Origin of the sequence: Flavobacterium sp. (assembly GCF_025352425.1) — a bacterium.
In the GTDB taxonomy this organism is placed as follows: domain Bacteria; phylum Bacteroidota; class Bacteroidia; order Flavobacteriales; family Flavobacteriaceae; genus Flavobacterium.
Window position 1 is genome coordinate 1 of the sequence record NZ_JANXTI010000027.1, and the last position, 26,777, is coordinate 26,777.

Here is a 26,777-nt window from a genome sequence, read left to right on the forward strand (position 1 = left end):
AGGGATTATACCGTAAGGGTAACCAGTAGCAGTTCACTGGCATGTCAAACCACCTCGGCGGGTTTCCCGGTGATACAATCAGGTCAGGCATCGGTACCGGCAGGAACCACAGGATATACCGTAACCAGCGCCTTTTCGGCATCACAGATTATTACGGTTATCATCGAAGGTTATGGCGCTCCTGATTACCAGTACAGTTTAGACGATGGACCAAGACAGGTGAGCAATGTGTTTGAAGATGTTAGTTTAGGTACCCACATTATTCATGTATGGGATACCAAAGGTGGAGTTGCTTACAGTTGTGAGGAGCTTATCATACAAGAGGTTGAAATCATTGATTATCCACATTACTTCACTCCGAATGGAGACGGAATGAATGACACATGGAATATTGTTGGATTAGGTGGACAACATAACGCAAAAATTTATATATTTGACCGCTATGGTAAACTATTAAAACAAATCAGTTCGACAGGCCAGGGTTGGGATGGAACGTATAACGGACATCTTTTACCATCAGATGATTACTGGTTCAATGTTGATTTTTTAGAAGGAGCCGCAGTCAAGAAATTTAAAGCCCATTTCTCATTAAAAAGATAGTTAAAATGAATTTTAGGAAGATTTATTTATTAGCACTACTATTAGTTGCACAATTTTCTCATTCACAAGAAGGTTTGCCGGTTTATTCAGATTATTTGTCTGATAACTACTATTTGCTTCATCCTTCAATGGCAGGAGCTGCAAACTGCGCAAAACTAAGACTGACAGGAAGACAACAGTGGTTTGGACAAAAAGATGCTCCCGCATTGCAAACATTGAGTTTTAATGGTGCTTTAGGAGAGAAATCTGGTGGGGGAATTATTGTCTTTAATGATAAAAATGGGTATCATTCACAAACGGGTATGAAATTGACATATGCTCACCATATAAGGTTTTCACGTGATGATGTGGATTTAAACCAACTCTCATTTGGTATGAGTGCGGGCTTTATTCAAAGCAATTTGGATGAAAGTACATTTTATGACAATAATCCCGGATTTGATCCCGTAGTGTTTGGTTCAATTCAAAAGTCAACCTATTTTAATATTGATATTGGAGCTTCCTATAATTTTCTTGATTTCTATGTTCACGCAACAGTTAAAAACGCTTTGGCTAGTGACAGAAAATTATATACAGATAGGGAACCGGTAAATTTGAGAAGATTTATTTTAAATGCGGGATACACTTTTGGCGATGCTGAACAAATTCTTTGGGAACCCTCTTTTATGTTTCAACTTGTTACCTTAACACAAGAGAAAACAGTTGATTTTAATATAAAATTATACAAAGACTTAGATTTTGGAAGATTGTGGGGTGGAATCTCATACCGAAGGAGTCTTGATGGGGCACAATATGTCCAAGGTAATGGTGTTGCCGACCAAAAGTTGCAATATGTAACACCAATAGTAGGAGTTAATTTTAAAAATTATGTGTTTTCATATACTTACTCACATATATTAGGTAATGTTAAATTTGACTCCGCAGGATTTCACCAAGTAACTTTGGGGGTTAATTTATTCTGTAAACCCGAAAAATATCACTGTAATTGTCCCGCCATTAATTAATTTAAATGACTGTCCCGATTTATCGGGACAATTTTTTTAACCATGGTAATAAAAGCTGTTAACGGTAAAAACCCACAAATTCCAGAAGATTGTTTCGTTGCAGAAAACGCAACAATTGTTGGTGACGTTGTATTGGGAAAATCTTGTAGTGTTTGGTTTAATGCGGTTATTCGTGGCGATGTTCATTATATCAAAATAGGTGATAAGGTTAACATTCAGGACGGAGCAATTATTCACTGCACGTATCAAAAATATCCAACCGAAATTGGAAATAATGTTTCCATTGGTCATAATGCTATTGTTCATGGGTGCAAAATCCATGATAATGTTTTAATAGGAATGGGCGCCATTGTTATGGATAATTGCGTTGTAGAAAGCAATTCTATTATTGCTGCCGGAGCAGTGGTTACTCAAAATACTGTAGTTGAATCGGGGACGATATATGCGGGAGTACCTGCCAAAAAAATAAAGGATATTGACCAATCTGATTTTGCCGGAGAAATTGGGCGCATTTCGAATAATTATGTGATGTATTCCGAGTGGTTTAAAAACGAGGATTAAAGAAACTCTTTAGTTTGTGTTTAGCCCCAATGATTTAATATTAAGAGGAGCACAGAGTGGCTGTCAGGTATTTTTTTAAATGACCTGGACAAAGAAAACGTGAATAGTAACCCCGATAGTAGCAAGCTACCGTGTAGCGCGGATAGCGGGAACTAATATCCTGAAGAAAGCAAAGTTCTGTTCTTAGAAACCCCAAAAGTTTGGCTCTAAAAATCCTTTCTAATCACATCGTATTTATTATTTAAAATCGTTTTCAATACTTTCGGGTCCGAATTAGAATAGAAAATAGATTCTGTGTTATTCTTTCCAACATTTAATCCACTTCTTTCCGATAAAACACTTTTTGTTTGCCGTGCCACAGCTTCACCGGAATCAATTATTTTAATTTCTTTTGGAAGTATTTTTTTTATCTGCGGAATCAAATAAGGATAATGACTGCAACCTAATACCAGATAATCTATATTGGCGGCAATCATTGGCGCTAAATACTTATGAAGAAGCAAATTCATTTCTTTGGAATTCATCTCGCCATTTTCAATTAACGGAACCAGTCCATGGCCAATTTGTTCAATGATTTTAGTATCATGGAATTTTTCAGCAGTTTGATGGAACAATTCACTATTTAATGTTCCTTGTGTGGCAAGGATTCCGATTACATGTTTTTGGGAATTTATGGCTGCCGGTTTTATCGCTGGCTCAATACCAATGAACGGGACATCGTATTTTGCGCGTAATTCTTTAATTGCATTCGTCGTTGCCGTATTACAGGCAACCACAATTATTTTGGCATTTAGATTCAAAAGAAACTCTGTATTTTTAATACTTAGCTGAAGAATTTCTTCTTTTGATTTTTGACCATAAGGTGCATTTTTGCTATCAGCAAGATAAATGGTATCCTCATTTGGCAGTAAATCATGAATTGCTGCCCAAATGGATGTTCCTCCAATTCCCGAATCAAAAAGGCCTATGGGATTATTGTTTTCCATAGAAACAAAAGTAAAAAAAACTGCTCAGTCCCGAAGCTTCAGGAGAGCAGTTTTTGATAGTATTCTTGATTTATTTTAAAATCCTAAATCTTTTTTAACATCAGCTGTTAAATCCGGACCATCAGCCAAAAGTAAATCAGCAACGTTTAAAACGTATTGGTATCCTTTTGCTTTACCAATTTTTGCAATTGAAGCTTTGATTCTATCCATTAAAGGCTTTACCATATCAGCTTCTTTCTTTTGTAATTCTTTTTGAGCATTGTCTCTGTAATCAGTAATACGTTTTACCAAGTCTTGAACTTCAGTTTGACGTGTTGCATTAACAGCGTCTCCAACGGTAGCAGATTCTTGATCGTATTTTTTGATTTTGTTTTGATATTCCTCAGCCATTGTTTTGTATTCAGCATCATAAGTTCCGCTCAATTTTTCTAATTGTTTTTGAGCATCAAGCATCGCGGGCATTTTAGAAATTAATTCATTTACATCTACATGTGCAGTTTTAGCCTGTGCATTAATGGTATAACTAGTTCCTAAACACAACACAGTAGCTAGTAGTAATGATTTCAATCGTTTCATTTTAAAAAGTATTAATTATTGTTATTTAATTTATTTATTCTGTTTTTGGTTTATTTTTTGCGTCTTCTTTTGCTTTTTTTGCAGCTTCTCTATCTTCTAATATTTTTTTCTTTTTGTCTTCTAAAGCTTTTTTTCTGTCTTCTATCAGTTTTGCTCTTGCAGCAGCTTTAGCTGCCTTGGGATCTACTGTTGTTGAATCAGTTTCAGTTGAAGGTGTTGTTTTATCATCACCGGTTTTCTCCTTAGCAGGAACCGTGCCAGTTTTTTTGGCGTTCTTAGCATCTAACAATTCAGCTCTCTTGGCTGCTTGTTCAGCTTTCTTAGTTTCGGCAGCAGCTTTTCTATCAGCTACTAGTTGTTCTCTTGCTTTCTTTTTATCTTCAAGGGCTTTTTTACGAGCTTCCAAAGTAGGATTGGCGTCACTAGCGGCGTCTTCTAAAGCGTCTTTAGCTTCTTGCGCTTTAACTTGTTTTGTGCTCATTTGTTCTCTTTTCTCAGATCTGTTGATAACTCTGATAACCTGGTCACTTATGTCATATCTCTTAGCAGAGAAAAGCATGGTTAAATCGGAAGCTTTATCAAAAACAAAGTCATATTTTTTAGCTTCGGCAATATCCTGAACGGCAGTAAAAACCTGATCCTGAATTGGTTTTACCAAAACTGCTTTTTGCGTAATTAAATCTCCATTTGGACCGAATTTTTTTTGTTGAAAGTCTAAAAGTTCATTTTCCTGAAATTTTATCTCTTCCTCGCGTTCGTCAATTAATTCTTTGGTCAACAAGGCTCTTTCTGTTTTTAAAGCGTCTTTTATTTTTGCGATTTCAATCTTTTTGGTTTCAATATCTTGTTTCCACTTTTGCGCTTTTTGCTCTAATTGACTTTTGGCCTCACTATAGTCAGGAACATTTTGCAAAATATATTCCATGTCTATGTAGCCAATTTTCACACCCCTAGATTGCGCATTTGACTGAAATGTAACGGATAAAACCAGAATCGATATTAAAATATATTTTTTCATTCTTTCATTTGATTTAGAAATATTATACCAAATATAATTAAAATTGTTGACCAATTATAAAATGTGTTTCCCAACCATTAGGTTTTGTTGAACCCGAAGAAACACCATCAAAACTAGGAATGCCATCAAAGCCATGAGCAAAATCTATTCCTAATAGTCCAAAGGCAGGCATAAATACTCGCAATCCAAATCCGGCGGAACGCTGCAGCACAAATGGATTGTAATCTTTGAACGTGTTAAAAGATGATCCTGCTTCAACAAAAGTCAGTGCGTAAATTGATGCAGCGGCTTTCAATGTTAATGGGTATCTTAGCTCCAACGAGAATTTATTGTAAACTGTTGCGCCATCCTGTGACGATAATGATTGGTTTGGATAACCTCTTAATTGAATAACCTCTCTTCCGTCTAATGAAAAGTTTGCTAATCCGTCACCGCCAAGGAAAAACCGCTCGAATGGTACTAAACCCCGACCACTGTCGTAAGCGCCCAAATAACCAAATTCGCCGAGCGCTCTTAATACTAATGCTTTTGATTGCGTTCCCGCCAACCTAGTATACCAATCAGCTTTAAACTTTATTTTATAATATTCTAACCAGTTAAATTTTTGCTGATCAACCTTTGCTGTATTAACATCTGCGTCAGCAAAATTGGCATCATCAACTCTAACAAGTCCCGTAACGTTGTTGATAGTTGTTGTTCTTACTAAATCGCCGTTGTTAATATAGACGCCGTCTATACCAAAATTTTCGTTGGTATTATCAGAAGCCGTATAGGTTTGTTTGTATTCCTTTTGATTTTTCAGATCGCCATAATTTATTCCATTAAATAATGAATAAGGCAAGGTAAATTTTGCCGAAACGCTAAATTCAGAACCAGAAGTTGGGTAAATTGGATTTACACCTTTGTTATTTCTACTCAAACCAAGGGTGTAAGCTAAATTTCTTGATGAACCGTCTCCGAAGGTGAACAATCCGGTGTTATAGTTGTGCAAATCGTAATATTGAAAACTCACGGAGCTAGAAAACACAAAAAAATCATCCGGAATAGTCAATCTTTTTGCAATACCAACAGACAATGATGTGATGTTAAAACTCTTATCCTTATCTACATTAGTTGATCTCCCGGAGTAAAGGAATTGTTTGCTGTGGGACAACGAACTCGAAAACTGAATTGGTTTTTTCCCTCCAAGCCATGGCTCTGAAAATGACAAACTATAGGTTTGAAAAAAAGAACTTGCCTGTAAACGCAAGGCAACTTTTTGACCATCACCCATTGGAAGTGGCTTGTAAGCTTCCTTTTTAAACATGTTTCTTGCAGAGAAATTGTTAAAGGATAAACCCAGGGTTCCAATAAATCCGCCACCGCCATAACCACCTTGAAGCTCAATTTGGCTTGACCCTTTTTCAACAACATTGTATTCAATATCTACTGTTCCTGCTGCTGGGTCAACATTTTTGAATTTTGGGTCAATAGCTTCCGGATCAAAGAAACCTAATTGTCCAATTTCCCTAATAGTTCTTACTAGATCTTCTTTGCTGTATTTTTGACCTGGCTGAGTTCGTAATTCTCTGTAAATTACCCTATCATGGGTTTTATCATTCCCTACAACTGTAATATTATTAAAATAAGCAACCGGACCTTCGGTAACCCTAATCTCAAAATCTATAGTGTCGTTTGCTGTTTTTACTTCAACAGCATTAATATTTGAAAATAAATAACCATTGTTTTGATATAAATTGGTTAAATCATCTCCATCGGGTTTGGATTTATCTGCAATTCTTTTTTCAAGCAAAACTCCATTATACGTATCGCCTTTTTTTATGCCCAAGACCCTTCCTAATGTTTGATCTGAATAAACAGAATTTCCAAGGAATTTAATGTTGCCAAAATGATACTTTCTGCCTTCTTCAACTTTTATATTGATTGCTAACTTAGTTTTTTTGGCATTTAAAAATACAGAGTCAGTTATTATTCGGGCATCTCTATAACCTTTTTCTTTATACTTATCAGTGATGGAATTTAAGTCTTCCTTGTATTTATCCTTTATATATTTTGATGCTTTTAAAATACGAATCGGATTGATTTGCTTCGTATTTTTCATAGCTTTTCTCAATTTGGCATCCGTAAATTTCTCATTGCCTTCAAAGGTTATTCTCGATATTTTCAATTTATCGCCTTTGTCAATATTTACAAGCATCTTAACATTGTTACCTTCAATTGTATCGGGTGTCGTTTTTATAAAAACTTTGGTATTAAAGTAACCGTCTTTTTTATATTTGTTTTCGATATAATTTTTGGTTGTAGTAATCAGGTTTTCATTTACAATTTTGCCTTTGGTCAATGAATTGTCTTTAATAAGCGCTTCGACTTTCGATTTTTTTACACCTTGAATCTTTACATCGCTAAGTTTTGGAAGTTCCACTATATCAAGGTCTAACCAGATACTATCCGCTTCAACTTTATTTACATAAAAATCAATATCACTAAAAAGACCAAGTTTCCCCAGCTTTTTTATAGCATTGCTTAATTCTTCTCCGGGAACGGTAATTTGCTGGCCTTTTTCTAAACCGGCAAATGTGACAACGGTTTGTTCGTTGTAACTAATTTTACCGTTAACTTTTACATTTGCTAAAATATATTTTTTGCCTTGGTTGAAGGGAATTCTTTCTTGGGCTTGTAATTGAAAAATAGTTCCGAATAATAAAATAAATAGGAATATTTTTGAAGAGTTAATCTGCACTGAAATTTTATTTAATTTGTTCACTTGTTTTTCCGAATCTTCTTTCTCTTTTTTGATAACTAATGATGGCTGCATATAAATCGTCTTCTTTAAAATCGGGCCATAAAACTTCTGTAAAATAAAATTCCGCATACGCTATTTGCCATAACAAAAAATTACTAATTCGGTGCTCGCCACTGGTTCTAATCACTAAATCTACATCGGGTAAATTTCGCGTGTAAAGATGCTCATTTATAATTGATTCATCAATAGTGTCTATAGAAATTATATTATTTTTAACTTTCTCACTAATAATTTTGACAACATTTAACAATTCTTCCCGCGAACCATAGCTCAATGCCAGTGTCAGCGTCATTCTTGTGTTGTTTTTTGTTTTTTCGATAACTGATAAAAGCTCATTTTTGGCTTTTGTCGGAAGCAATTCGATGTTGCCAATACTGTTTAATCGAATATTGTTTTTTTCTAAAGTTGCCAGTTCTTTTTTTAAGGAATTGACCAATAACTTCATCAATGTATCAACTTCTAACTTTGGCCTATTCCAATTTTCGGTAGAAAAAGCATATAATGTTAAATTTTCGATTCCAATTTCGGCACATGTTTCAACCGTAATCCTAACAGATTTTGTTCCTTTTTCGTGTCCAAATGCCCTTAGCAAACCCTTCTGTTTCGCCCAACGGCCATTTCCATCCATAATTATGGCCAGATGTTTTGGTAAGTTGTCTTTATTAATGGTTTCTAATAAGCTCATTTTTTATTCTTTGCAATAACATGGTTTTTCTCCAAAGGTGTACGTAATAGTAAAACCGCTGAATACATACCAATCCTTGCTATTTAAATTACCAAATTTCAATGGTTCTAAATTTTTATTTTTTGGCAAACTTCCATCTAAATTATCAGTAAAAGTATATCGTGCCCCAACTTCAAATCCAAGAATTATGTTTTCAAACACATTACTTTTAACGCCAACAATCATAGGTATGGCAAATGTACTTGAGGTATAATCCTTGTGTGTTTCGCCATTAACAACATACAATTCGTCGTAAGCAAAATAGGTAATGCCTGAATACACGTAGGGAGTTACCTTCTTTGTTAGCTCGTCATGGAGATTAAAATCAAAAAAATTAAATTCTAATCCTGCTGAAATTTCTTTTATCTCATTTTTAAAGTTATAACCCCTTTCTACTCTTCCGCGTACTTCAGAATCTAAATCATTTCCTGTAATAGTTGACTGTGTATAGGAAAACCGATAGGAGTGTCTAGGGCTTTTATTCCATTTGTACAAAATTCCGAATGCCAATTTATTTGGAGAAACATAGTTGGTTTTCCCCACATCCCCAATATAATTACTTCCGCCCAGGAAAACACCAATTTCATGAATTTGTGCTGTCAAAACATTCTGAAAAATCAAACAAAAAAATAATACTAAAATCCTTTTCATCAAATTGAAAATAGCGTGCAAATATAGTAATTCTCCTTACGCATCTAACATGAATTTTATATTTCTGTTAAATAAAATAAAGGGATGATTATTATTGTCTTGCAATGGTTCTATTCTAAAACGAGAATTTTAGAATTGTAGTATAAAGAGAGAGATGTTTTTTCTAGTTTCTCTTATCTTGTCCCCAAAGTAATTTGGTTCGAAGTGTTTTCAGAAAAGTTTCTTCAGGAATTTCAACCATTTTAATTGTGAATGGTGTTTTCTTAATTATCAATTCAGAATTATTACTGATAGAGGTAATTCTGGAGTCGAGCGAGACCAAATATTCCTCTTCTCTTCCCGAAACTTTGAGTTTTATTTCGGTATCATCCGGAATTACTAGCGGTCTTGCGTTTAAATTATGCGGGGCGATTGGTGTTATAACCAAACCTTTAACATCAGGTGTCAGAATCGGTCCGCCACAACTTAGGGAATAGCCAGTAGAACCAGTAGGTGTTGAAATAATCAGGCCGTCTGCCCAATATGAATTTAAATATTCTCCGTTTAAAAAGGTTTCAATTGTAATCATCGAAGTGGTTGCTTTTCGACTAACTGCAATTTCGTTCATGGCAAAATTTATGTCAATATCAGGACATTGCATACTTAACATTGTTCTTTCTGAAATAGTATATTTTCTTTCTAAAACAATTTGAAGAAAAACTTCAATTTTTTCTTTTTGAACTTTGGCCAAAAAACCAAGTCGTCCGGCATTCACACCAAGGATTGGAATTCCAGAATCACGAACAAATGTAGCGGCTTTTAAGATAGTTCCATCGCCACCAATACTAATCAGAATATCAAAACTGCTGTCTAAATCTTTATGGGAAGCGAAAGTGTTATATTTTTTACCAACGATTTCTTCTTTGTATAATATTTCCAGAAACTTTTCCTCAATAACTAACTCTACATTGTTTTTATTAAAAAAAACAAAAATATCTTTGATGATTGGCCGTGTATCGTTTTGATAATATTGTCCGAAGATGGCAACTTTCATGTAGGATTATATTTTAGGTTCAGATTTTTAAATTTTTATACTTCTAACTTTGTTCTTCCAACTTCTGACTTGAGTTACATATTTAAATATTTATCCAAATATTCAGAACGTTCTTTTAAGGTGTTCAAATAGTTGTCTTCGTGATGTTCAGATACAATTTCATAATTATACCTACGAAACGACTGGATAATTTCATTCATTGCGCCAAGTGTAGTTTTCACAGTTACCTGCACTTTTTCGGCATCAGCCTGTGAAACAAAAACACCCAGCAGTTTTCCATTATTGCTTTCTACAATTTGTGTAATCTGGCTCATCGAATAATCCGCTGTTGGTTTTTCAACCACAATAATACCTCCAGTTTCCTTAAGGAAAGGCGTTTCGTTTAAAAATTTAATGACATCCGTAATTTCGTAATAGCCAACATATTTGTTAGTTTCCTCCAAGATGGGAACGATATTCGAATTATTCCGGGCAAAAATCTCCAGTACATCCAACCAAGTCATAGATTCTCTAACAAAAAAGCCCTCAAACGCATATCGATACTCCATAATAGGCTTTTGAGTTTCAAAAGTTTCCGCATCAACCGCCGAAATCGAACCTATATAAACGTCACTATCCATAACCGGAAAATGAGAATACGTGTTTTCAGCAAAGAAATCCTGAATCTGCGCTACCGATTCCGTACTCGAAAACGGTTTAAAATCGTTATTGATATACTCCGAAAGTTGTCTCATCTTTTCTTTTCTTTTAGCGACTGCAAAATAATCAAAATTTGGGACATGATGACTTAGTTTTACTTTGTATTTTTGTAGTCATATTTTTATCACACCTTTTTTTCATGACAAAATTAAGCGTAAACATCAATAAAATAGCGACTTTGCGAAATGCCCGTGGCGGAAATGCTCCTGATTTATTGCAGGTTGCAAAAGATATTCAAAGATTTGGTGCACAAGGGATAACGATACATCCACGACCGGATGAAAGACATATTCGCTATCAGGATGCTCGTGATTTAAAACCCATTGTCTACACCGAATTTAACATTGAAGGCAATCCGCAGCATAATTTTATCGATTTGGTTTTGGAATGTAAACCCGAACAAGTTACTTTAGTTCCCGATGCAATTGGTGCAATAACATCTTCTGCTGGTTGGGATACTGTTAAAAATCATTCGTATTTAAAGGAAGTAATTCAGGAGTTTCAACGCAACGGAATCAGGACATCTATTTTTGTGGACCCAATTTCAGAGATGATTGAAGGCGCCAAAAAAACAGGAACCGACCGCATCGAGTTATACACTGAAGCTTTCGCGCATCAATACGGTTTAGGAAATAAAAGTGGTATAGAACCTTATGTAAAATCAGCAATTATAGCCAATGAGTTAAGTTTGGGCATTAATGCGGGGCATGATTTGAGTTTGGATAATATTAAATTCTTCAAAGAGAATATTCCGGGTTTGTTGGAAGTATCGATTGGCCACGCCTTGATTTCAGAAGCGTTATATCTTGGTTTGGACAATGTTGTTAATATGTATTTGCAAAAATTAAAATGATTTTACACTCCAGAATTGAAGGCGAAGGCAAGCCACTCTTAATTATTCACGGCTTTCTCGGAATGTCTGACAATTGGAAATCGTTGGGCTCACTTTATGCTGCCGCAGGTTTTCAGGTCCATATGCTCGATTTAAGAAATCACGGGAAAAGTTTTCATTCCGATGAGTTCAATTATAACGTAATGTCTAATGATATTCTTGAGTATTGTCAACATTATAATTTATCAAAAGTTTCTATTATAGGCCATTCGATGGGCGGGAAAGTTGCAATGCTTTTTGCAACTACTTATCCCGAAAAGGTAGAGAAACTAATCGTTGCCGATATTGGCCCGAAATATTACGCACCGCATCACGATGAGATTTTAGCGGGATTGAACGCCGTTGATTTCTCTATAAAACCTGATAGAGCAAAGGTTGAAGAAATACTATATCCATTTATTACCGATTTTGGAACACGCCAGTTTTTGATGAAGAATTTATATTGGGTTGAACCCCAACAATTGGCTTTCCGATTTAATTTACCGGTCTTTAATGCCAAAATCGAAACAATTGGTGAAACTTTGCCAAAGGAAAATCATTTCGACAAGCCAACACTGTTTATCCGTGGCGGAAACTCCGGCTACATTTTAGACACTGATTTGCCCGAAATAAAAAAACATTTTGCTATTTTTGAAATAGCTACAATTCCAAATGTTGGTCATTGGCTTCACGCCGAAAACCCCAAATTGTTTTTTGAGGAAACGGCAAAGTTCCTGACAAATTAAAAATTTTAAAATAAATACACACTTATGAAATTACTAATTAGAATACTTATCACGGCCGTTTTAGTATTAATCATAGCCAAAGTTATGAAAGGCGTAATCATTGACGAATTTACGACTGCGCTAACTGTTGCCATCGTTTTAGGGTTACTCAACTTTTTTGTAAAACCTCTTTTGGTCTTGCTTACTTTACCGGTAACAATTTTTACTTTAGGATTGTTTTTATTGGTAATAAATGCAGTTATGATATTGCTTTGTGATTATTTTATAGATGGTTTCAGGATTAGTTCATTTTGGACAGCCATGTTGTTCAGCATAATTTTATCACTTTCGCAGTCATTGGTTTATCAAATCACAGGCGATGCCAAAAAATAGCTTATAAATCAATAAAGTAAAAACTTGGTTGGGTTGCAGAAATGTTTTAATTTTGCAACCCAATTTTAGTATGTATAAAAATGAATATTACAAGAAATAACATAGACGCATTGAATGCAGTTGTTACGGTAGAAGTAGCAAAAAATGATTATGCTGAAAAAGTAAATAAAATATTAGCTGATTACCGTAAAAATGCTTCAATTTCTGGTTTCAGAAAAGGAACTGTTCCAATGAGTTTAATACAAAAGCAGTATGGAAAAGCAGTATTATTGGAAGAGGTAAACAAATTGTTACAGGACAACCTGAACAAATATTTAGTCCAGGAAAAATTAGACATACTTGGAAATCCATTGCCAAAGGTAACCGAAGATTTCAACTGGGATGTCGAAGATTATAAATTCGAATTTGAATTAGGTTTGGCTCCTGAATTCAACGTTGATTTAGCAGGTAAAAATGATTTAGTGCAATACAAAATCGTTGCCGATGACAAAATGTTGAACGACCAGATAGCGCGTATCCAAAAACAATACGGAAAATTAATCGCTAAAGATACCGTTGAAGAAAACGATGACGTTTCCGGATTTTTTACTAACGAAGAAAAAGGAATCAACAATAGAACGACTGTGTCATTGAATGTTTTCGCTGATAAGAAAACGGCAAAAAGTTTCATTGGTAAAAAAGTTGGTGATGCTGTAGTTCTAAAAACTAAAGGTTTATTTGATGATGACCACAAACTAATGGACATATTGGCAATTAGCCATGACGATGTTCATGGTTTAGATGTCGAGGTAACTTTTACCATTGATGAAGTCGTAGGTCACGAACCCGCAAACTTAGACCAGGAATTATTCGATAAATTATTTGGACCAAAAATAATTACTTCTGTAGCCGAATTGAAAGCCAAAATCAAAGAAGATGCTGAACAACAGTTCAAACAACAGGCAGATCAAAAATTCCTTAACGATGTTACCGAGTCTTTAATTGCAACTACTAAATTCGATTTGCCATCTTCATTTTTGAAAAAATGGATACAATCCGCTGGTGAAAATCCACTTTCGGTAGAAGAAGCAGAAACAGAATACACAAAATCGGAAAACGGTTTGCGTTACCAATTAATTGAAGGCAAAATCATGGCAGAAAATAATATGCAAATTACCTTCGAAGACTTGAAAGCGTATACTTCTGAAGTTATCAAAAAACAAATGGCACAGTTTGGACAAACCAACCCAACTGATGAAGAGGTACAAGGAATTGTAGCACGCGTGATGTCAAACCAGGAGGAGGTTAAACGGTTGTCAGAGCAGGTAATGAATGAAAAAATGCTAAACTTGTTCAAAGACAACGTAAAAGCCAAAACAAAAGAAGTAAGCTACGATGAATTCATCAAAGCAATGTATGGTGAATTAAAACACTAATAATATATTTCACTATATTTGGGCGTCAGAGTGATTTGGCGCTTTTTTTATTTGAAGCTAATCCGGCTATACATTGCAATCTGTCATTGCGAGGAACGAAGCAATCTAAAAAAGGACTATTCGTTTCGCAATAACAGGATTTCCACTGCAAACACGTAGTGTTCATCGAACTCCTATGAAAATAGGCGCTAGGTGAGATAATCCGGGATAGGGTTTCGGCTCACCGACACAATGTCACTTTAAATAACAAGGCACGAACTTTGACTAAAACACAATTCATAACTTATAACTCATAATTCATAACTAATAATGGACTACGGAAAAGACCCAAAAGCTACGCTCGAACTGGCGAAGCAATTCAAAAAATTTGCTACCAAAAAACATGGCGTAAACAGTTTATATTACGATAAAATCGTAGGTAGCATGACGCCATATATCATCGAAGAAAGACAGCTTAATGTGTCCCAACTTGACGTTTTTTCCCGTTTGATGATGGATAGAATTATCTTCATGGGAACCGGAGTTGATGATTATATGGCCAACATTATCCAAGCCCAATTGTTGTTTTTAGAAAGTGTTGATGCTTCAAAAGATATCCAAATCTACATCAACTCACCGGGAGGAAGTGTGTATGCAGGCTTAGGAATTTACGACACCATGCAATACATCAAACCAGACGTGGCTACAATTTGTACCGGAATGGCAGCCTCAATGGGTGCAGTGTTATTGTGCGCAGGTGCAGCGGGAAAACGTTCCGCTTTACCACATTCAAGAGTTATGATTCACCAGCCTTCGGGTGGCGCACAAGGTGTTGCAACCGATATGGAAATCAACTTAAGAGAGATGTTGAAACTAAAAGAGGAATTATACCAAATTATAGCACAGCATTCCGGGCAGTCTTATGATAAAGTACACAAGGATTCTGAACGCGATTATTGGATGATTGCCGATGAAGCCAAAGAATACGGAATGATTGATGAAGTTTTAAGAAGATAATTCAGAACGCAGAATTCAGAACGCAGTCAGTCTGCCTTCTTAAATCTGCCTTCTGCTAACTGAGAAAGATGGCAAAACAAGTTTTAGAATGTTCTTTTTGTGGAAGAAAAAAACCGGAAACCAATTTACTGATTGCCGGCATAAATGCGCACGTTTGCGACCGATGTATTGAGCAGGCTCACGGAATAGTTTTAGAAGAATTAAAATCAGGGGGAACCGCTGCTTTAAAGTCGGCGACTGATTTAATTTTGAAAAAACCAAAAGAAATCCGTGGCTTTTTGGATCAATACGTTATTGGACAAGACCAAACTAAGAAAGTAATGTCGGTTGCAGTATACAATCACTACAAAAGGTTGATGCAGCTGGAGCACGCAGAAGATGTTGAAATCGAGAAAAGCAATATCATCATGGTTGGCCAGACCGGAACCGGTAAAACATTAGTGGCAAAAACCATTGCGCGAATGCTCGAAGTTCCTTTAGCAATTGTTGATGCAACAGTTTTAACAGAAGCAGGTTATGTTGGAGAAGATGTAGAAAGCATCTTAACCCGATTATTACAGGCTGCCGATTATGATTTGGCGAAAGCCGAAAGAGGAATCGTTTTCATTGACGAAATTGACAAAATTGCCCGCAAGAGCGATAATCCTTCAATAACCCGGGATGTTTCGGGTGAAGGAGTGCAACAGGCGTTGCTGAAATTATTGGAGGGCACCGTTGTAAACGTTCCGCCAAAAGGCGGAAGAAAACATCCTGACCAAAAGTTTATTGAAGTCAACACCAAAGATATTTTGTTTATTGCCGGAGGTGCTTTTGATGGAATCGAAAGGATCATTTCCAAACGATTGAACCGAACGGCTGTTGGTTACAGCACTTCCAGGAATGTTGACAACATCGACAAAGATAATTTGCTTCAATATATTATTCCGAAAGATATCAAGGATTTTGGATTGATTCCCGAAATCATTGGCCGACTTCCGGTACTAACGCATATGGATCCTTTGGATAGAGAAACGCTTCGCGCAATTCTAACCGAACCAAAAAACGCGTTAATCAAGCAATATGAAAAACTTTTTGCTATGGATGATGTAAAATTCACCATTGATAACAACGCCTTGGATTATATTGTTGACAAAGCTTTGGAATATAAATTAGGAGCAAGAGGTTTGCGCTCGCTTTGTGAAGCAATCCTGACGGACGCAATGTATGAATTGCCGAGTTCGGATGAAAAGGAACTGCACATCGATGTTGATTATACGCGGGATGCCTTGACGAAAAATTTGTTAAAACGATTGGAAATCGCTTCTTAGCAACACGCTCAACATTTGAGAAAAGCTTCAAATAATTTTGAAACGTTCATTACTATCATAAAAAATCCCCGTTTGTAGCGGGGATTTTAATTACTAATTATAACCAATTTATTTTAGGAAACCACCACCCGAGCTGGTTTTCTCGACGTCAATATTAGTATCTTCTTTTTTCAGGCTTAAGTTACCGAAGTTGTAAACCAACGAAAGTCGGAAGGTTCTCGAATCTTGTTTTTGATAAAACTTGGTCTCAAGATTTGTAGACGAAACAGTAGCATTCACTTCATTTGTATTAAAAACATCAAAACAATGTAACCCTATTTTTAAATTTTTATTCATAAAATCTTTGCTGAATGAAATGTCAAACTCCTGAATTGGTTTGGTAATATTATAGATTTCCCAAGTTCCTTTTGGCAAAATAAAATAAGACATTGAGTTTTTAATTTCCCAAGGCAGAATGAATTGAGCTTCCGCAGAATAATTCAAGATGGGTTTGTTTTTAAACGAAAAATCGTAACCTTCTGTCTGCACCTTAATGTAATTGAAATTGAAAAAGATATAATTCATTTTCTCCATATTATTCATTCTCTTTTGAAATTCTTCTTTTCCTTTAAGGAAATAGTCCAAAGGCAATGGAATCGAAGCAAACAAACTCATGGTTTTTACTTTATCAAATTGCTGGAAAGTCGACGTGCTTACCAATTCTCCCGGTTCAGCATTGAATATGAAAAAGTTTTTGTCTTTGGCAATGGTATAGTTTCCACCCAAACTCAAAAACTGAAAGGCAGTCATTTTCAGTTCAAAATTGTCAAAAAAGGTTGGCTTTAAAAACGGATTTCCTTCTGAAGTATTGTATTGATCAAAGTTGGAAAAATTATTTGGGTCTAAAGTATTGTAATCAGCCTGTTGTATCTTTTTAGAATAGGAAGCCGAAAAATTTACGTTTTCATTCATTTGATAAAGTGCACTTACATTTGGAAAAAAGTTAGTGTTCTTGAAATTAATTTTGGTTTCAGCACTGTTTTGCACAGCCGCTCTGTCAACTTTAAAATCTTCAAAACGAAGACCGGCTGTGAAGTTGAACTTCTTGATTTTCTGTCTTGCTTCGACATAAAACGCCAGATTATTTTCGGTGTAATCAAAATCGGTAACCGAATTGGAATTCGAATTCAGGTTGTAAGTTCCTTTATCGGTTACTTTTATTGTATTGTATTTACCACCGGTGTTCAACGAAAAGTTAATTTTATTAAAAGGAATCGCAAAATCATATTTCAAATAATAATTAGTCAGTTTAAAGTTGACGTCACCATTATAATAAGTCGCGTCACCATTGCTTTGACCATGAGATGTAGTTGTTGGGTTTTTGTCAAAGAAGTTGGCAAAAGTGGTAACATCAAGCGTTCTTCCGATGGTATCCAACTTGGTTTTGTATTGTAGACTCAGTTCGTGATTGTTGTTTTTGTTTTCGGAATAGCCATAATTGGAATAATCAATTCCGGTTCCTGTCGTTGTGGCTTCGTTGGTAATTCTGTCATTCGCGCTATTTAAATTATAGTTGAACAATAAATTTGATTTTTCGTTCAATTTATAATTCGTTCCCGTTCTGAAATAGAAATTTCTATTGGTAAACTTGGACAAATTTCTTTGATGCAGCTGTTCCGTTGGCGTAAAAGAAGTGAAGGTTTGATCTGTTATATTTAAACTTTCACTGTCGATATAATTGTAGCCAATCATAGTTTGCCAGCTCAAATCTTTTGTTTTGCCGTTCAACAAAATCTGCGGACTTGGCTTTTGATATTTATTAAAATTATAATTGATATTAAAACTGGCGTTGATACCTTTTTTTCTTTTAGTGCTTGTGATTATGTTAATGATAGACCCACTGGCACTAGCATCAAAAGAAGCTCCTGGATTATAAATTAATTCGATTTTTTCAATGGCGTTGGCGGGCAATGTTGCCAGATAATTTTGTAAATCGGTGCCGCTGAGAGTAGTCGGCGTACCATCAATATAAATACTTACACCTTTACTGTTCAGCGTGATGCTTCCGGCTGGCGATGTAATAACACCCGGGATTTTTTTAACCGCTTCCAAACTACTGCCGCTATTAAGCATGGCATTGTCCCTCACGTTAATCGTGGTTTTGTCTGATTCTACTTTTATGTATTGTTTTTTGTTGCCATACACAGTAACTTCCGAAAGTTCGTTGGTTTTTTCTGCGGTTTTGGTCTTTGGGGTTTCCTGACTTTTCGTGGGTGCTTCCTGCGCGAAGATAAAACTCGTCGCAAGTAAGCATAAAGTAATGCTTAGTGATTTCATTTGTGATTGATTGATTGATGATTTTCTCCGCTGTGCTCCGAACCATTCGGTTTCGCCTCAGGTGATGATTGCCCAATAAGACATTTTCAACCCTCAATTGTTACAATACAAATGATTTTATTTTATTTTTTTATAATTTACAATGACTACACCGCTAATAATCAGAATAGTTGCGGTAATTATTCGCGCTGTAATTATTTCGCCCAGAATCAACCAGCCTAAAAATAAAGCTACTACAACATTAACATAAGACAGTACGGTAACTTTTGTTGAAGGCATTTGGGAAATCAAATAACTAAACGCAACATAACCTACAACCGAACCAAAGATTGCCAGATAGATCATGGCGCAAATACTTCGAGAGCTCCAGTTTTCTGTGGAAATATTGGGCGTGATATAAAACTGAATGGAAGTAAGGACAACACCGGCAATCATCATTTGAACACAGATATTCATCATCATGGTGAGTGATTTATCACTTCCTTTTTTCATAATTATGGTTCCGGTTGCCCAAGCTAAAATGGCCAATAGAATGGCAAAAATTCCTTGCCGGTATTCCGGAATCAATAAATCAGTCAGGCTGCTTTGGTAAATCAGGAAGATACCTAGCATGCCTAGCAGTATTCCAATGACTGTTTTGACGGATAGCTTCTCGTATCCTAAAGCCAAATTCAAAACCAAAACACAAAAGGGTGAAAGTGTAGAAATTAAAGATGCTAAGCCACTTGTAATATACTTTTCGGAGTAGGTTGTCAAACCATTTGCCAAAACAATCATCAGTAAGGATAATATAAAAGCCTGCAGCAACTGTCGCGCATTGACACGTTCTAATTTCTTTTGCCACAATAAATAAATGAATATAATAGAACCCGAAATCAGATTTCGGATACCCGCTAATAGAAATGGCGGAATCGTTTCAACGCCTACTCGTATCGCTAAGAAAGTCGTTCCCCAAAAAAATGCCACACAAAATAAGGCGAGATATAGTTTTGTTTTCAAACAACAGACAGGTTATAAATTGGTTTTTGCATTTGAGTATTCTCTACAACACGACCTCCGCCGGAACCACCGCAAACTCTTCCCGGATGCGATGCGCATGAGGTGAGGAAAGCTACCAATAGAAATGCATAAATTATCTTTTTCATTTAATTCTCTTTTAAGGCACGAAATTAAATCAGTTTTTTGAGATTAAATGTTATTTATTAAAAGATTAACTGTTTCCCTGGAACTGAACCTGCATTTGTTTCAATTGCTCCAAATAATCCCGTTCGTTAGAAAGCCTTGGGATTTTGTGTTGACCACCCAATTTGTCATTTTCCTTGAGCCAGTCGTAAAACAAATTTTCCCTGGCTACATTGATTGTTAAAGGGTTTAGCGTCATATTATTGTAGCGCTTGGCTTCGTAATCGGAGTTTAGGGATTGCAGATTCTCATCCAATGTCTTTTGGAAAAGGGGAATGTCTTCGGGTTTTTTCTTGAATTCAATCATCCATTCGTGTGCGCCTTTTTCTTTGTCGTGCATAAAAATTGGGGCAACCGTATAATCCTTAACTTCACAATGTAAAGCCGAACAGGTTTTGGACAAAGCCATATCGGTATTTTCAACCATTAATTCTTCGCCAAAAACATTGATATAATGCTTGGTTCTTCCCGAAACGCGGATTCGATACGGAGATAAAGAGGTAAACCGAACGGTATCGCCAATTAAATAGCGCCAAAGCCCCGCATTGGTGGTAATTACCATTGCATAATTCTTGAATAATTCCACTTCCGAAAGCCGAATTACTTTTTGATTTTCCGTACCGAAAGTATCCATTGGAATGAATTCGTAAAATATACCGTAATCAAGCATCAGCAGCAAATCGTTTGAATAATTCAAATCCTGTATTGCAAAAAATCCTTCCGAAGCGTTATAGATTTCGTAATATTTAAAATTATTTTGAGGTAAAATCTTTTTATACTGTTCTCTGTAAGGCTCAAAACTCACGCCGCCATGAAAATATACTTCAAGGTTTGGCCATAATTCGGACAGCGTTTCTATTCCGGTTTCGGTCATGATTTTGTTGATTAACACTAGCATCCACGATGGAACTCCTGCAAAACTTGTCACATTTTCGTTTTTAGTTTCGTTGATAATATGGGCGAGTTTGGTTTCCCATTCGTGCATCAACGAAATCTTATTGCTCGGTGTGCTGCTGAACTCTGCCCAAATTGGCATGTTCTCAATCAAGATTGCGGATAAATCACCAAAATAGGTATTGTTGTTTTCGTAAATCTGGGAACTTCCGCCAAGGCGTAGGCTTTTGCCCAAAAACATTTCGGAATTCTCATTGTTGTTGAGGTACATGCAAAGCAAATCTTTACTGCCTTTATAATGACAATTTTCCAAAGCCTCATTGCTCACAGGAATAAACTTGCTTTTGGCATTCGTGGTTCCGCTTGATTTGGCGAACCATTTTATGGGGGTGTTCCAAAAAACATTTTGAGCGCCTTTTCGCGTAAGCTCTATCATTGGCTCCAACTCTTCATACGAAGAAACCGGAACCCTTTCTGCAAAAGTTTGATAGGATTTGATACTTCCGAAATCATATTTCTGACCAATAACCGTTTCTTCAGAAGACCGAATAAGATTCATCATTAACTCTTCCTGCACTTCATGTGGATATTTAAGAAACAACTCAATCTGATGGATGCGCTGTTTCAAAACCCAGGAAGCGATAGAATTTATTAATGGTATTGGCATATTTGATTTATGATGTATAACTTTACCAAATATAGGAAATAATCTTAATAATAATAGATGACTTACGAAGGCGTACTAACCAAAATGCAAACCGAATACTCGAATCCGATTCAGTATTATCTGGTTTTTGAAAGTAGTTTTTTGAGTGTAAATCAGTTATTGGGAAAATCGATGGAAATAAATTTCGTTGGTTATCAATGTCTGAATTGTGGCAAAAAGAAAAAGATTTTCCGCCAGGGATTTTGCTACGACTGTTTTATGAGTTCGGCTACTGCGGGAGATTGGATTATGAGACCCGAATTGAGCAAAGCGCATCTGGATATTGAAGACCGCGATTTGGAATATGAAAAAAAAGTGCAGCTTCAACCGCACATTGTTTATTTGGCATTGTCGAGCGAAGTAAAAGTTGGTGTCACCAGAGGAACTCAAGTTCCGACACGCTGGATAGATCAAGGTGCTACCCATGCCATTGCTATTGTTGAAGTTCCAAATCGTTTTCTGGCCGGAATTACAGAGGTTGCATTAAAGAATCATTTTGTAGATAAAACCAATTGGCAGAAAATGTTGAAGAATGAAATTTCACAGATAGATATACTTCACGAAAAAAGACGCGTCAGGGATTTGTTGCCTACAGAAGTGCATGAATTTTATTATCCTGAAAAAGAAGATTTCCACGAATTGGTTTATCCTGTGTTGCAATATCCCGCAAAAGTAACCGGTTTAAATTTGGACAAAACGCCTAATTATATCGGGAAATTAATGGGAATAAAAGGGCAATATTTAATCTTTGAAGACGGAACGGTTTTTAATGTCCGCACCTTTGAAGGTTATGTTGTGAAAATCTCTATTTAACCAAAAACCCTTTCAGTTGGAAAGGGTCTAATGTTCTATTTTGTTGGGGTAGTTGTTGCCGGTGACGTTTCTGTTTTCTTTGGTTCTTCTTTCTTCTTTTTATTGAACAAACCGTTAAGTAAATCCGTGGCTTGTGTTTTTATATCAGGTTTTGGCGTTGCCGTTTTTGCAGTATCCTTTGGTTTTGTGTTGTTATTGATTATATTGCCAAGTGCCGACGTTCCCTGTTGGATTAGCTTGTCTTTTTGTTGTTTTACCAAGTTATTCACCAAATTAGAGGTAGCTTGTTTGACATCAGTAGTAATATTAGGATTTTTAAAATTGCCGGCAATTATTGCATTTATTGGTATAGTTTCAAATTTTTTAGCATCGGCCGGAGTTAATTTTCCAATTAAATTATTGATTTCTTTTCCCAAATATTTTGCCGGAACATCAAATTTTAAATTATAACTCATGTTTTGATCAAAACCGTGGGCACCAGCGACTCTTATTTTAATATCTTGATATTTAATGTCAAAGGGTCTCACATTTACTTTTCCGTCTTTGAATGTTAATGCGGTTTTTAAGTCATTTAAATCTATTTTTTTAAAATCAATAAAACCTAATTTGTCATTTAACCTTGTCAGCAAAGCGGAATTATTTGAATTTACAGTTGTTGAAAGTAATTGGCCTAGTAAATCTCCCGTGATGCTACTCAGGTTTGGGGTCATTTCTTTGTCCTTTAAGTTTCCGAAAAGCTTTATTTTTGAATTTAGTTTTCCGTTAATGACGCCGGCAAGAGGTGCGATTTTTTTCATCATTTCCAATTGCGTAAACGTTTGTGCAATGTCAACTCCATTCAAACCTAAATCCATATTGAACTTAGAGACTTTCTCTTTGGTGGAAATGTCACCATTGAAAGCAATTGAACCTCCGAAAATATCTGTTTTCCCATTCTCCAAAGTCACTTTTTGGTCTTTGATGATTATTTTTCCGGATACGTTTTTCAAAACCAAATTATCATATAAAACTGTATTGGCTTTTGCGGTCAAAGAACAATTCAAAAATGCCGGTATTTTCATCGCTTCCTTAGCTTTTGTTTGCTTTTTGGCATCCGCTTCCGAAGTCATAAAATCGCTTACCGCTAATTGATTTGAATTCAAATTAAAATTTCCCTTTAGTTCCTGATTCTTAAATACAAAACCATAGAAATTTTCCAAAACGCCGGTTACTGCTAAATCCGTATTGCCTGTGGTGGCATTAAATTGTTTTAAATTCACACGGCTCGGATCAAAAGACACTAAAGCCTTGCTGATTTTCATGGTTTTGCCATCTTCATCCGTATAATTAAAACCAGTTAAATCCATTGTTCCGGCGTTTCTGATTCGTGCATAATCGCTTTTTTCAACAGCTTGCATATCAAATGCTGTAGTAACATCTGCGTTTAAAATTCCGGTCAAAGGTTTGTCGAGTTTAATTGGATAAGCTTTTGAAAGATTGCTCAAATTAATTGTTCCTTTCAACGCGGCATTTACCAACGGATTTGTAGCAACGTTTTTAATATTGGCTTTTGCATTGAAAACATCCTGATCTATTTGGAAGGATAATTTATCCAGATTTACATAGGTGTCGTTCATAACACCGGTTTCGTTAATTATTTTGGTATCGATAATAATATTGCGAACTGATTTAGGTAAATTCGGATATTGAAAAGACGCATTGTCAGATGCAATTTCGACATTGAATTTTGGAACAGTTTTATCCGAATACAAACCTTTAGCAAAACCGGCAACAGTAAAGTCGCCACTGGTTTTGACATCTTTCAAATTGCTCGAATACTGAGCAGGAATCAATCCCAGGAAGTTTTTGAAAGAAGAAGTTGGTGTTTTAAATTTCAAATCATATTGTTGTCCGGCTTCAACTAATTGGATAAAACCATCAAATTCTATAGGTAATTCGTTGATTTTGGCTTTGTTTTCTTTAAAAGTATATTTGCTTTTATCCAAATCAATTCCGAGTATGGCATCGAGAGAAACAGCAACATTTTTCATGTAATTCACTTTGTCCATATCGAGTGAAATCTTCGCAGTTGTTTTGGTTACCAAATCCAATTTTTGAGCGGCAAAATCACCAGTTCCTTCATGATTGATGCTGTCTAAAATCATTTTTATTTTTGATTTTTCATCATAATATTTGAACTTGAAATTGGTAACAGAATATTCTTTTATTTTTAGCGAAAGCGGTTTGCTTTTTTTATCGTCCGCTTTGTTTTCATCTTTCAAGGCAATGTCATAATTGCCAATTCCGTCTTTGTTAAAGATGATATTTATCAACCCATTTTTAGATGAAATCCCATCAATATTCATAGGTTCAGTGTCATCATTAAATAATTCTTTGATAGACATTTCCAGGTTTAATTCGTCAAAAGCCACTAAAGTATCGCCTTCAAATGGCGCTTTGTTTATGATGGATAATTTTTCTATCGAAACATTTGCGTTGGGAAAATTTCTAAACAAACTCAAATCGGCATCAGCGAAAGCTACTTTAGCATCGACTTTTTCATTGATTGAAGTCAAAATTCTGGCTTTGATTTGATCTTTAAAGAAATAAGGAATTGCAAATGCCGAAATCACTAACAGCAACAAAACAATTCCAACTATTTTTAGGATATTCTTTAACATGATAAGATAGATTTAGTTAACGCTTTACTTAACAAAAATAGAGCATTTTCCTCATAAAGCGGTTATACTTTATGGAAGTTTTAAGATATCAATTCGCTGTGATTGTTGAGAAATTGTTATTAACAGTCGGGTAATTCTAAAATAGTTTTAGTTAATTTGTGCTTCCATGAAAAAGCAGCATCAGGTCATTTTATCTTTAGGAAGCAATCAGGGCAATCGTCTCGAAAACATAGAGCGCTGCATTGATAATTTACACAAAGAAATCGGAACAATTATTAGAGTTTCCAAGCTTTATGAAACGCCGTCCTGGGGTTTTGAAAGTGAAAAATTCTACAATTGTGCGGTGATTATGAATACGCATAAATCGGCACACCAAATTTTGGAAGAATGTATTTTGCTCGAAGAAGCTTTAGGAAGAGTTCGCGAAGATGTTGAAGGTTATCAAGCCCGTATAATCGATATCGATGTCATTACTTTTGATGAAGAAATAATTGCTTCCGAAAAACTGCAGGTGCCACATCCGGAAATGCAAAACCGCTTGTTTGTGTTGCTGCCGATGAAGGATTTACATTTAGACTGGCGTCATCCTATTTTGCAGAAATATTTGCATGAACTATTAGTGCTTTCAGAGGATAAAAGTAATTGCAAAATCGTTCAAAATCTGGAAATTCCAATTGCTAACTTAAAGCTCGATCATTTCAATTACATCGCGATTGAGGGAAATATTGGTGCCGGAAAAACTACGTTGACAAACAAATTAGCCGAAGATTTTAATGCTAAATCCGTCCTGGAACGTTTTGCAGACAATCCGTTTTTGCCAAAGTTCTACGAAGACCAAAACCGCTATGCTTTTCCGCTGGAGATGTCTTTTTTAGCTGATAGATACCAACAGATTTCTGATGATTTGGCGCAATTTGACTTGTTTAAGGATTTCATCGTTGCCGATTATCATATTTTCAAATCGCTGATTTTCGCCAAAGTTACGCTTGCCGAAGACGAGTTTCGTTTGTATAAAACCATGTTTGATATTATTTACAAAGAAATGCCAAAGCCCGATTTGTATATTTATCTGTATCAAAGCACCAAGCGGCTTTTGGAAAATATTAAAGAAAGAGGAAGAAGTTATGAGCAGGAAATTCCGGCTGAATATCTTGAAAAAATCAACAATGGTTATTTGGATTATATCAAATCCCAAACAGATTTAAATGTTTTGATTATTGATGTGACCAATAGGGATTTCCAGAATAATCAGGAAGATTACGTTTTTATTTTAAACGAAATTCAGAATAAGATTTCAGGTTAATAGTTCATTTTCTGAAACAAATCCCACACAACGATTCCGACACTTACCGAAATGTTTAAAGAATGTTTTGTTCCTAATTGCGGAATTTCAATTGTCCCATCACAAAGCTCGATTGCTTTTTGGGCCACGCCATATACTTCGTTGCCAAAAACTAAAGCGTATTTTTTATTCTTTTCAACTTTAAAATCCTGAAGAAAAATCGCATTTTCAACTTGTTCAATGGCAAAAACGGAAACAGTTTCCTTTTTTAACGTATCAATTACATCTAAAATATCTTTTTGATATTCCCAGGTAACGGTTTCGGTTGCACCAAGCGCGGTTTTATGAATCTCTTTGTTAGGAGGAATTGCTGTTATGCCACACAAATATATTTTCTCGATTAAGAATGCATCGGCAGTTCGAAATACGGAACCAATATTATGAAGACTTCGGGTGTCGTCAAGGACAATTATTAATGGTGTTTTTTCGGCATTTTTAAAATCTGAAATGCTTTTTCGTTCGAGTTCGTTATTTTCTAATTTTCTCATTAATTTGATTAAAT

The 26,777-nt window shown here is 35.6% G+C and carries 25 protein-coding genes; 11 read left to right on the forward strand and 14 right to left on the reverse strand.

The window, feature by feature from the left end; genetic code table 11:
- The 3 genes from Q0Q99_RS03540 to Q0Q99_RS03550 all read left to right on the forward strand — a co-directional run.
- A partial coding sequence (locus tag Q0Q99_RS03540; protein WP_293891540.1) for a T9SS type B sorting domain-containing protein occupies positions 1-600 on the forward strand: 600 nt, incomplete at its 5' end.
- Between the two features lie 5 nt (positions 601-605).
- Positions 606-1,604, forward strand: a complete 999-nt coding sequence (locus Q0Q99_RS03545; RefSeq protein ID WP_293891542.1) for a type IX secretion system membrane protein PorP/SprF — start codon at positions 606-608, stop codon at positions 1,602-1,604.
- A gap of 42 nt (positions 1,605-1,646) precedes the next feature.
- Positions 1,647-2,165 (forward strand): gamma carbonic anhydrase family protein, encoded by a 519-nt coding sequence (locus tag Q0Q99_RS03550; protein WP_293891545.1) that lies wholly within the window; start codon positions 1,647-1,649, stop codon positions 2,163-2,165.
- Between the two features lie 206 nt (positions 2,166-2,371).
- Here Q0Q99_RS03550 and murI read toward each other — a convergent pair whose 3' ends face one another.
- From murI to Q0Q99_RS03590, 8 genes are all read right to left on the reverse strand, one after another.
- Positions 2,372-3,151 (reverse strand): glutamate racemase, encoded by a 780-nt coding sequence (murI, locus tag Q0Q99_RS03555; RefSeq protein ID WP_293891548.1) that lies wholly within the window; start codon positions 3,149-3,151, stop codon positions 2,372-2,374.
- Between the two features lie 75 nt (positions 3,152-3,226).
- The gene (locus tag Q0Q99_RS03560; protein ID WP_293891550.1) at positions 3,227-3,727 is read right to left on the reverse strand and encodes an OmpH family outer membrane protein; all 501 of its coding nucleotides are present in this window, start codon (positions 3,725-3,727) and stop codon (positions 3,227-3,229) included.
- A 34-nt stretch (positions 3,728-3,761) separates the two neighbouring features.
- The gene (locus Q0Q99_RS03565; RefSeq protein ID WP_293891553.1) at positions 3,762-4,745 is read right to left on the reverse strand and encodes an OmpH family outer membrane protein; all 984 of its coding nucleotides are present in this window, start codon (positions 4,743-4,745) and stop codon (positions 3,762-3,764) included.
- Between the two features lie 37 nt (positions 4,746-4,782).
- Positions 4,783-7,560 (reverse strand): POTRA domain-containing protein, encoded by a 2,778-nt coding sequence (locus Q0Q99_RS03570; protein WP_293891556.1) that lies wholly within the window; start codon positions 7,558-7,560, stop codon positions 4,783-4,785.
- Positions 7,493-8,233 carry an isoprenyl transferase gene (locus Q0Q99_RS03575; protein WP_293891558.1) on the reverse strand — a complete coding sequence of 247 codons (741 nt, stop codon included), beginning with the start codon at positions 8,231-8,233 and terminating at the stop codon, positions 7,493-7,495. Before Q0Q99_RS03575 ends, Q0Q99_RS03570 begins: the two co-directional genes overlap by 68 nt.
- A 3-nt stretch (positions 8,234-8,236) precedes the next feature.
- The gene (locus Q0Q99_RS03580; protein ID WP_293891561.1) at positions 8,237-8,923 is read right to left on the reverse strand and encodes a DUF6089 family protein; all 687 of its coding nucleotides are present in this window, start codon (positions 8,921-8,923) and stop codon (positions 8,237-8,239) included.
- 163 nt (positions 8,924-9,086) lie between these two features.
- Positions 9,087-9,956 (reverse strand): NAD kinase, encoded by an 870-nt coding sequence (locus Q0Q99_RS03585; protein WP_293891564.1) that lies wholly within the window; start codon positions 9,954-9,956, stop codon positions 9,087-9,089.
- 74 nt (positions 9,957-10,030) lie between these two features.
- On the reverse strand, positions 10,031-10,690 hold the full coding sequence (locus tag Q0Q99_RS03590) for a CBS domain-containing protein (RefSeq protein WP_293891567.1): 660 nt from the start codon (positions 10,688-10,690) through the stop codon (positions 10,031-10,033).
- A 104-nt stretch (positions 10,691-10,794) separates the two neighbouring features.
- Here Q0Q99_RS03590 and Q0Q99_RS03595 point away from each other — a divergent pair, with 104 nt between their 5' ends.
- From Q0Q99_RS03595 to clpX, 6 genes are all read left to right on the forward strand, one after another.
- Positions 10,795-11,508: a pyridoxine 5'-phosphate synthase gene (locus Q0Q99_RS03595; RefSeq protein ID WP_293891570.1), complete on the forward strand. Its 714-nt coding sequence runs from the start codon at positions 10,795-10,797 to the stop codon at positions 11,506-11,508.
- The gene (locus tag Q0Q99_RS03600; RefSeq protein WP_293891637.1) at positions 11,508-12,272 is read left to right on the forward strand and encodes an alpha/beta fold hydrolase; all 765 of its coding nucleotides are present in this window, start codon (positions 11,508-11,510) and stop codon (positions 12,270-12,272) included. The genes Q0Q99_RS03595 and Q0Q99_RS03600 overlap by 1 nt, the downstream gene beginning before the upstream one ends.
- 24 nt (positions 12,273-12,296) lie before the next feature.
- A complete protein-coding gene (locus Q0Q99_RS03605) occupies positions 12,297-12,644 on the forward strand; it encodes a phage holin family protein (protein WP_293891573.1) in 348 nt (115 codons plus the stop codon).
- 80 nt (positions 12,645-12,724) lie between these two features.
- Positions 12,725-14,059: a trigger factor gene (gene tig / locus Q0Q99_RS03610; RefSeq protein ID WP_293891576.1), complete on the forward strand. Its 1,335-nt coding sequence runs from the start codon at positions 12,725-12,727 to the stop codon at positions 14,057-14,059.
- 309 nt (positions 14,060-14,368) lie between these two features.
- Positions 14,369-15,055, forward strand: a complete 687-nt coding sequence (clpP, locus tag Q0Q99_RS03615; RefSeq protein WP_293891579.1) for an ATP-dependent Clp endopeptidase proteolytic subunit ClpP — start codon at positions 14,369-14,371, stop codon at positions 15,053-15,055.
- A 68-nt stretch (positions 15,056-15,123) separates the two neighbouring features.
- Entirely contained in the window at positions 15,124-16,362 is a 1,239-nt protein-coding gene (clpX, locus tag Q0Q99_RS03620) for an ATP-dependent Clp protease ATP-binding subunit ClpX (RefSeq protein ID WP_293891582.1), read from the forward strand.
- 108 nt (positions 16,363-16,470) lie between these two features.
- Here the strand turns inward: clpX and Q0Q99_RS03625 are convergent, their stop codons facing one another.
- From Q0Q99_RS03625 to Q0Q99_RS03640, 4 genes are all read right to left on the reverse strand, one after another.
- Positions 16,471-18,678, reverse strand: a complete 2,208-nt coding sequence (locus Q0Q99_RS03625) for a TonB-dependent receptor (protein WP_293891585.1) — start codon at positions 18,676-18,678, stop codon at positions 16,471-16,473.
- A gap of 117 nt (positions 18,679-18,795) precedes the next feature.
- A complete protein-coding gene (locus tag Q0Q99_RS03630; protein ID WP_293891588.1) occupies positions 18,796-19,677 on the reverse strand; it encodes an EamA family transporter in 882 nt (293 codons plus the stop codon).
- Positions 19,674-19,823, reverse strand: coding sequence for a lipoprotein (locus tag Q0Q99_RS03635; protein ID WP_293891591.1), 150 nt, complete (start codon positions 19,821-19,823; stop codon positions 19,674-19,676). Before Q0Q99_RS03635 ends, Q0Q99_RS03630 begins: the two co-directional genes overlap by 4 nt.
- A gap of 65 nt (positions 19,824-19,888) precedes the next feature.
- A complete protein-coding gene (locus Q0Q99_RS03640; RefSeq protein WP_293891594.1) occupies positions 19,889-21,421 on the reverse strand; it encodes a GH3 auxin-responsive promoter family protein in 1,533 nt (510 codons plus the stop codon).
- Positions 21,422-21,478: 57 nt separating this feature from the next.
- Between Q0Q99_RS03640 and Q0Q99_RS03645 the strand changes: the two genes are divergently transcribed.
- Positions 21,479-22,273 carry a DUF2797 domain-containing protein gene (locus Q0Q99_RS03645; protein WP_293891597.1) on the forward strand — a complete coding sequence of 265 codons (795 nt, stop codon included), beginning with the start codon at positions 21,479-21,481 and terminating at the stop codon, positions 22,271-22,273.
- Positions 22,274-22,308: 35 nt separating this feature from the next.
- On the opposite strand, the gene Q0Q99_RS03650 is transcribed toward Q0Q99_RS03645, so the two are convergent.
- On the reverse strand, positions 22,309-24,933 hold the full coding sequence (locus Q0Q99_RS03650) for an AsmA family protein (protein WP_293891599.1): 2,625 nt from the start codon (positions 24,931-24,933) through the stop codon (positions 22,309-22,311).
- A gap of 166 nt (positions 24,934-25,099) precedes the next feature.
- Here Q0Q99_RS03650 and folK point away from each other — a divergent pair, with 166 nt between their 5' ends.
- On the forward strand, positions 25,100-26,236 hold the full coding sequence (gene folK, locus Q0Q99_RS03655; RefSeq protein ID WP_293891601.1) for a 2-amino-4-hydroxy-6-hydroxymethyldihydropteridine diphosphokinase: 1,137 nt from the start codon (positions 25,100-25,102) through the stop codon (positions 26,234-26,236).
- Here the strand turns inward: folK and Q0Q99_RS03660 are convergent.
- Entirely contained in the window at positions 26,233-26,763 is a 531-nt protein-coding gene (locus Q0Q99_RS03660; RefSeq protein WP_293891603.1) for an RNA methyltransferase, read from the reverse strand. The genes folK and Q0Q99_RS03660 overlap by 4 nt on opposite strands.
- Between the last annotated feature and the right edge of the window lie 14 nt (positions 26,764-26,777).

What these genes read in the sequence shown, in the direction of transcription:
- Q0Q99_RS03545 (WP_293891542.1), top strand. Translation starts at nt 606, where the DNA reads ATGAATTTTAGGAAGATTTATTTATTAGCACTACTATTAGTTGCACAA.
- Q0Q99_RS03550 (WP_293891545.1), top strand. Translation starts at nt 1,647, where the DNA reads ATGGTAATAAAAGCTGTTAACGGTAAAAACCCACAAATTCCAGAAGAT.
- murI (WP_293891548.1), bottom strand. Translation starts at nt 3,151, where the DNA reads ATGGAAAACAATAATCCCATAGGCCTTTTTGATTCGGGAATTGGAGGA.
- Q0Q99_RS03560 (WP_293891550.1), bottom strand. Translation starts at nt 3,727, where the DNA reads ATGAAACGATTGAAATCATTACTACTAGCTACTGTGTTGTGTTTAGGA.
- Q0Q99_RS03565 (WP_293891553.1), bottom strand. Translation starts at nt 4,745, where the DNA reads ATGAAAAAATATATTTTAATATCGATTCTGGTTTTATCCGTTACATTT.
- Q0Q99_RS03570 (WP_293891556.1), bottom strand. Translation starts at nt 7,560, where the DNA reads ATGCAGCCATCATTAGTTATCAAAAAAGAGAAAGAAGATTCGGAAAAA.
- Q0Q99_RS03575 (WP_293891558.1), bottom strand. Translation starts at nt 8,233, where the DNA reads ATGAGCTTATTAGAAACCATTAATAAAGACAACTTACCAAAACATCTG.
- Q0Q99_RS03580 (WP_293891561.1), bottom strand. Translation starts at nt 8,923, where the DNA reads ATGAAAAGGATTTTAGTATTATTTTTTTGTTTGATTTTTCAGAATGTT.
- Q0Q99_RS03585 (WP_293891564.1), bottom strand. Translation starts at nt 9,956, where the DNA reads ATGAAAGTTGCCATCTTCGGACAATATTATCAAAACGATACACGGCCA.
- Q0Q99_RS03590 (WP_293891567.1), bottom strand. Translation starts at nt 10,690, where the DNA reads ATGAGACAACTTTCGGAGTATATCAATAACGATTTTAAACCGTTTTCG.
- Q0Q99_RS03595 (WP_293891570.1), top strand. Translation starts at nt 10,795, where the DNA reads ATGACAAAATTAAGCGTAAACATCAATAAAATAGCGACTTTGCGAAAT.
- Q0Q99_RS03605 (WP_293891573.1), top strand. Translation starts at nt 12,297, where the DNA reads ATGAAATTACTAATTAGAATACTTATCACGGCCGTTTTAGTATTAATC.
- tig (WP_293891576.1), top strand. Translation starts at nt 12,725, where the DNA reads ATGAATATTACAAGAAATAACATAGACGCATTGAATGCAGTTGTTACG.
- clpP (WP_293891579.1), top strand. Translation starts at nt 14,369, where the DNA reads ATGGACTACGGAAAAGACCCAAAAGCTACGCTCGAACTGGCGAAGCAA.
- clpX (WP_293891582.1), top strand. Translation starts at nt 15,124, where the DNA reads ATGGCAAAACAAGTTTTAGAATGTTCTTTTTGTGGAAGAAAAAAACCG.
- Q0Q99_RS03625 (WP_293891585.1), bottom strand. Translation starts at nt 18,678, where the DNA reads ATGAAATCACTAAGCATTACTTTATGCTTACTTGCGACGAGTTTTATC.
- Q0Q99_RS03635 (WP_293891591.1), bottom strand. Translation starts at nt 19,823, where the DNA reads ATGAAAAAGATAATTTATGCATTTCTATTGGTAGCTTTCCTCACCTCA.
- Q0Q99_RS03640 (WP_293891594.1), bottom strand. Translation starts at nt 21,421, where the DNA reads ATGCCAATACCATTAATAAATTCTATCGCTTCCTGGGTTTTGAAACAG.
- Q0Q99_RS03645 (WP_293891597.1), top strand. Translation starts at nt 21,479, where the DNA reads ATGACTTACGAAGGCGTACTAACCAAAATGCAAACCGAATACTCGAAT.
- Q0Q99_RS03650 (WP_293891599.1), bottom strand. Translation starts at nt 24,933, where the DNA reads ATGTTAAAGAATATCCTAAAAATAGTTGGAATTGTTTTGTTGCTGTTA.
- folK (WP_293891601.1), top strand. Translation starts at nt 25,100, where the DNA reads ATGAAAAAGCAGCATCAGGTCATTTTATCTTTAGGAAGCAATCAGGGC.
- Q0Q99_RS03660 (WP_293891603.1), bottom strand. Translation starts at nt 26,763, where the DNA reads ATGAGAAAATTAGAAAATAACGAACTCGAACGAAAAAGCATTTCAGAT.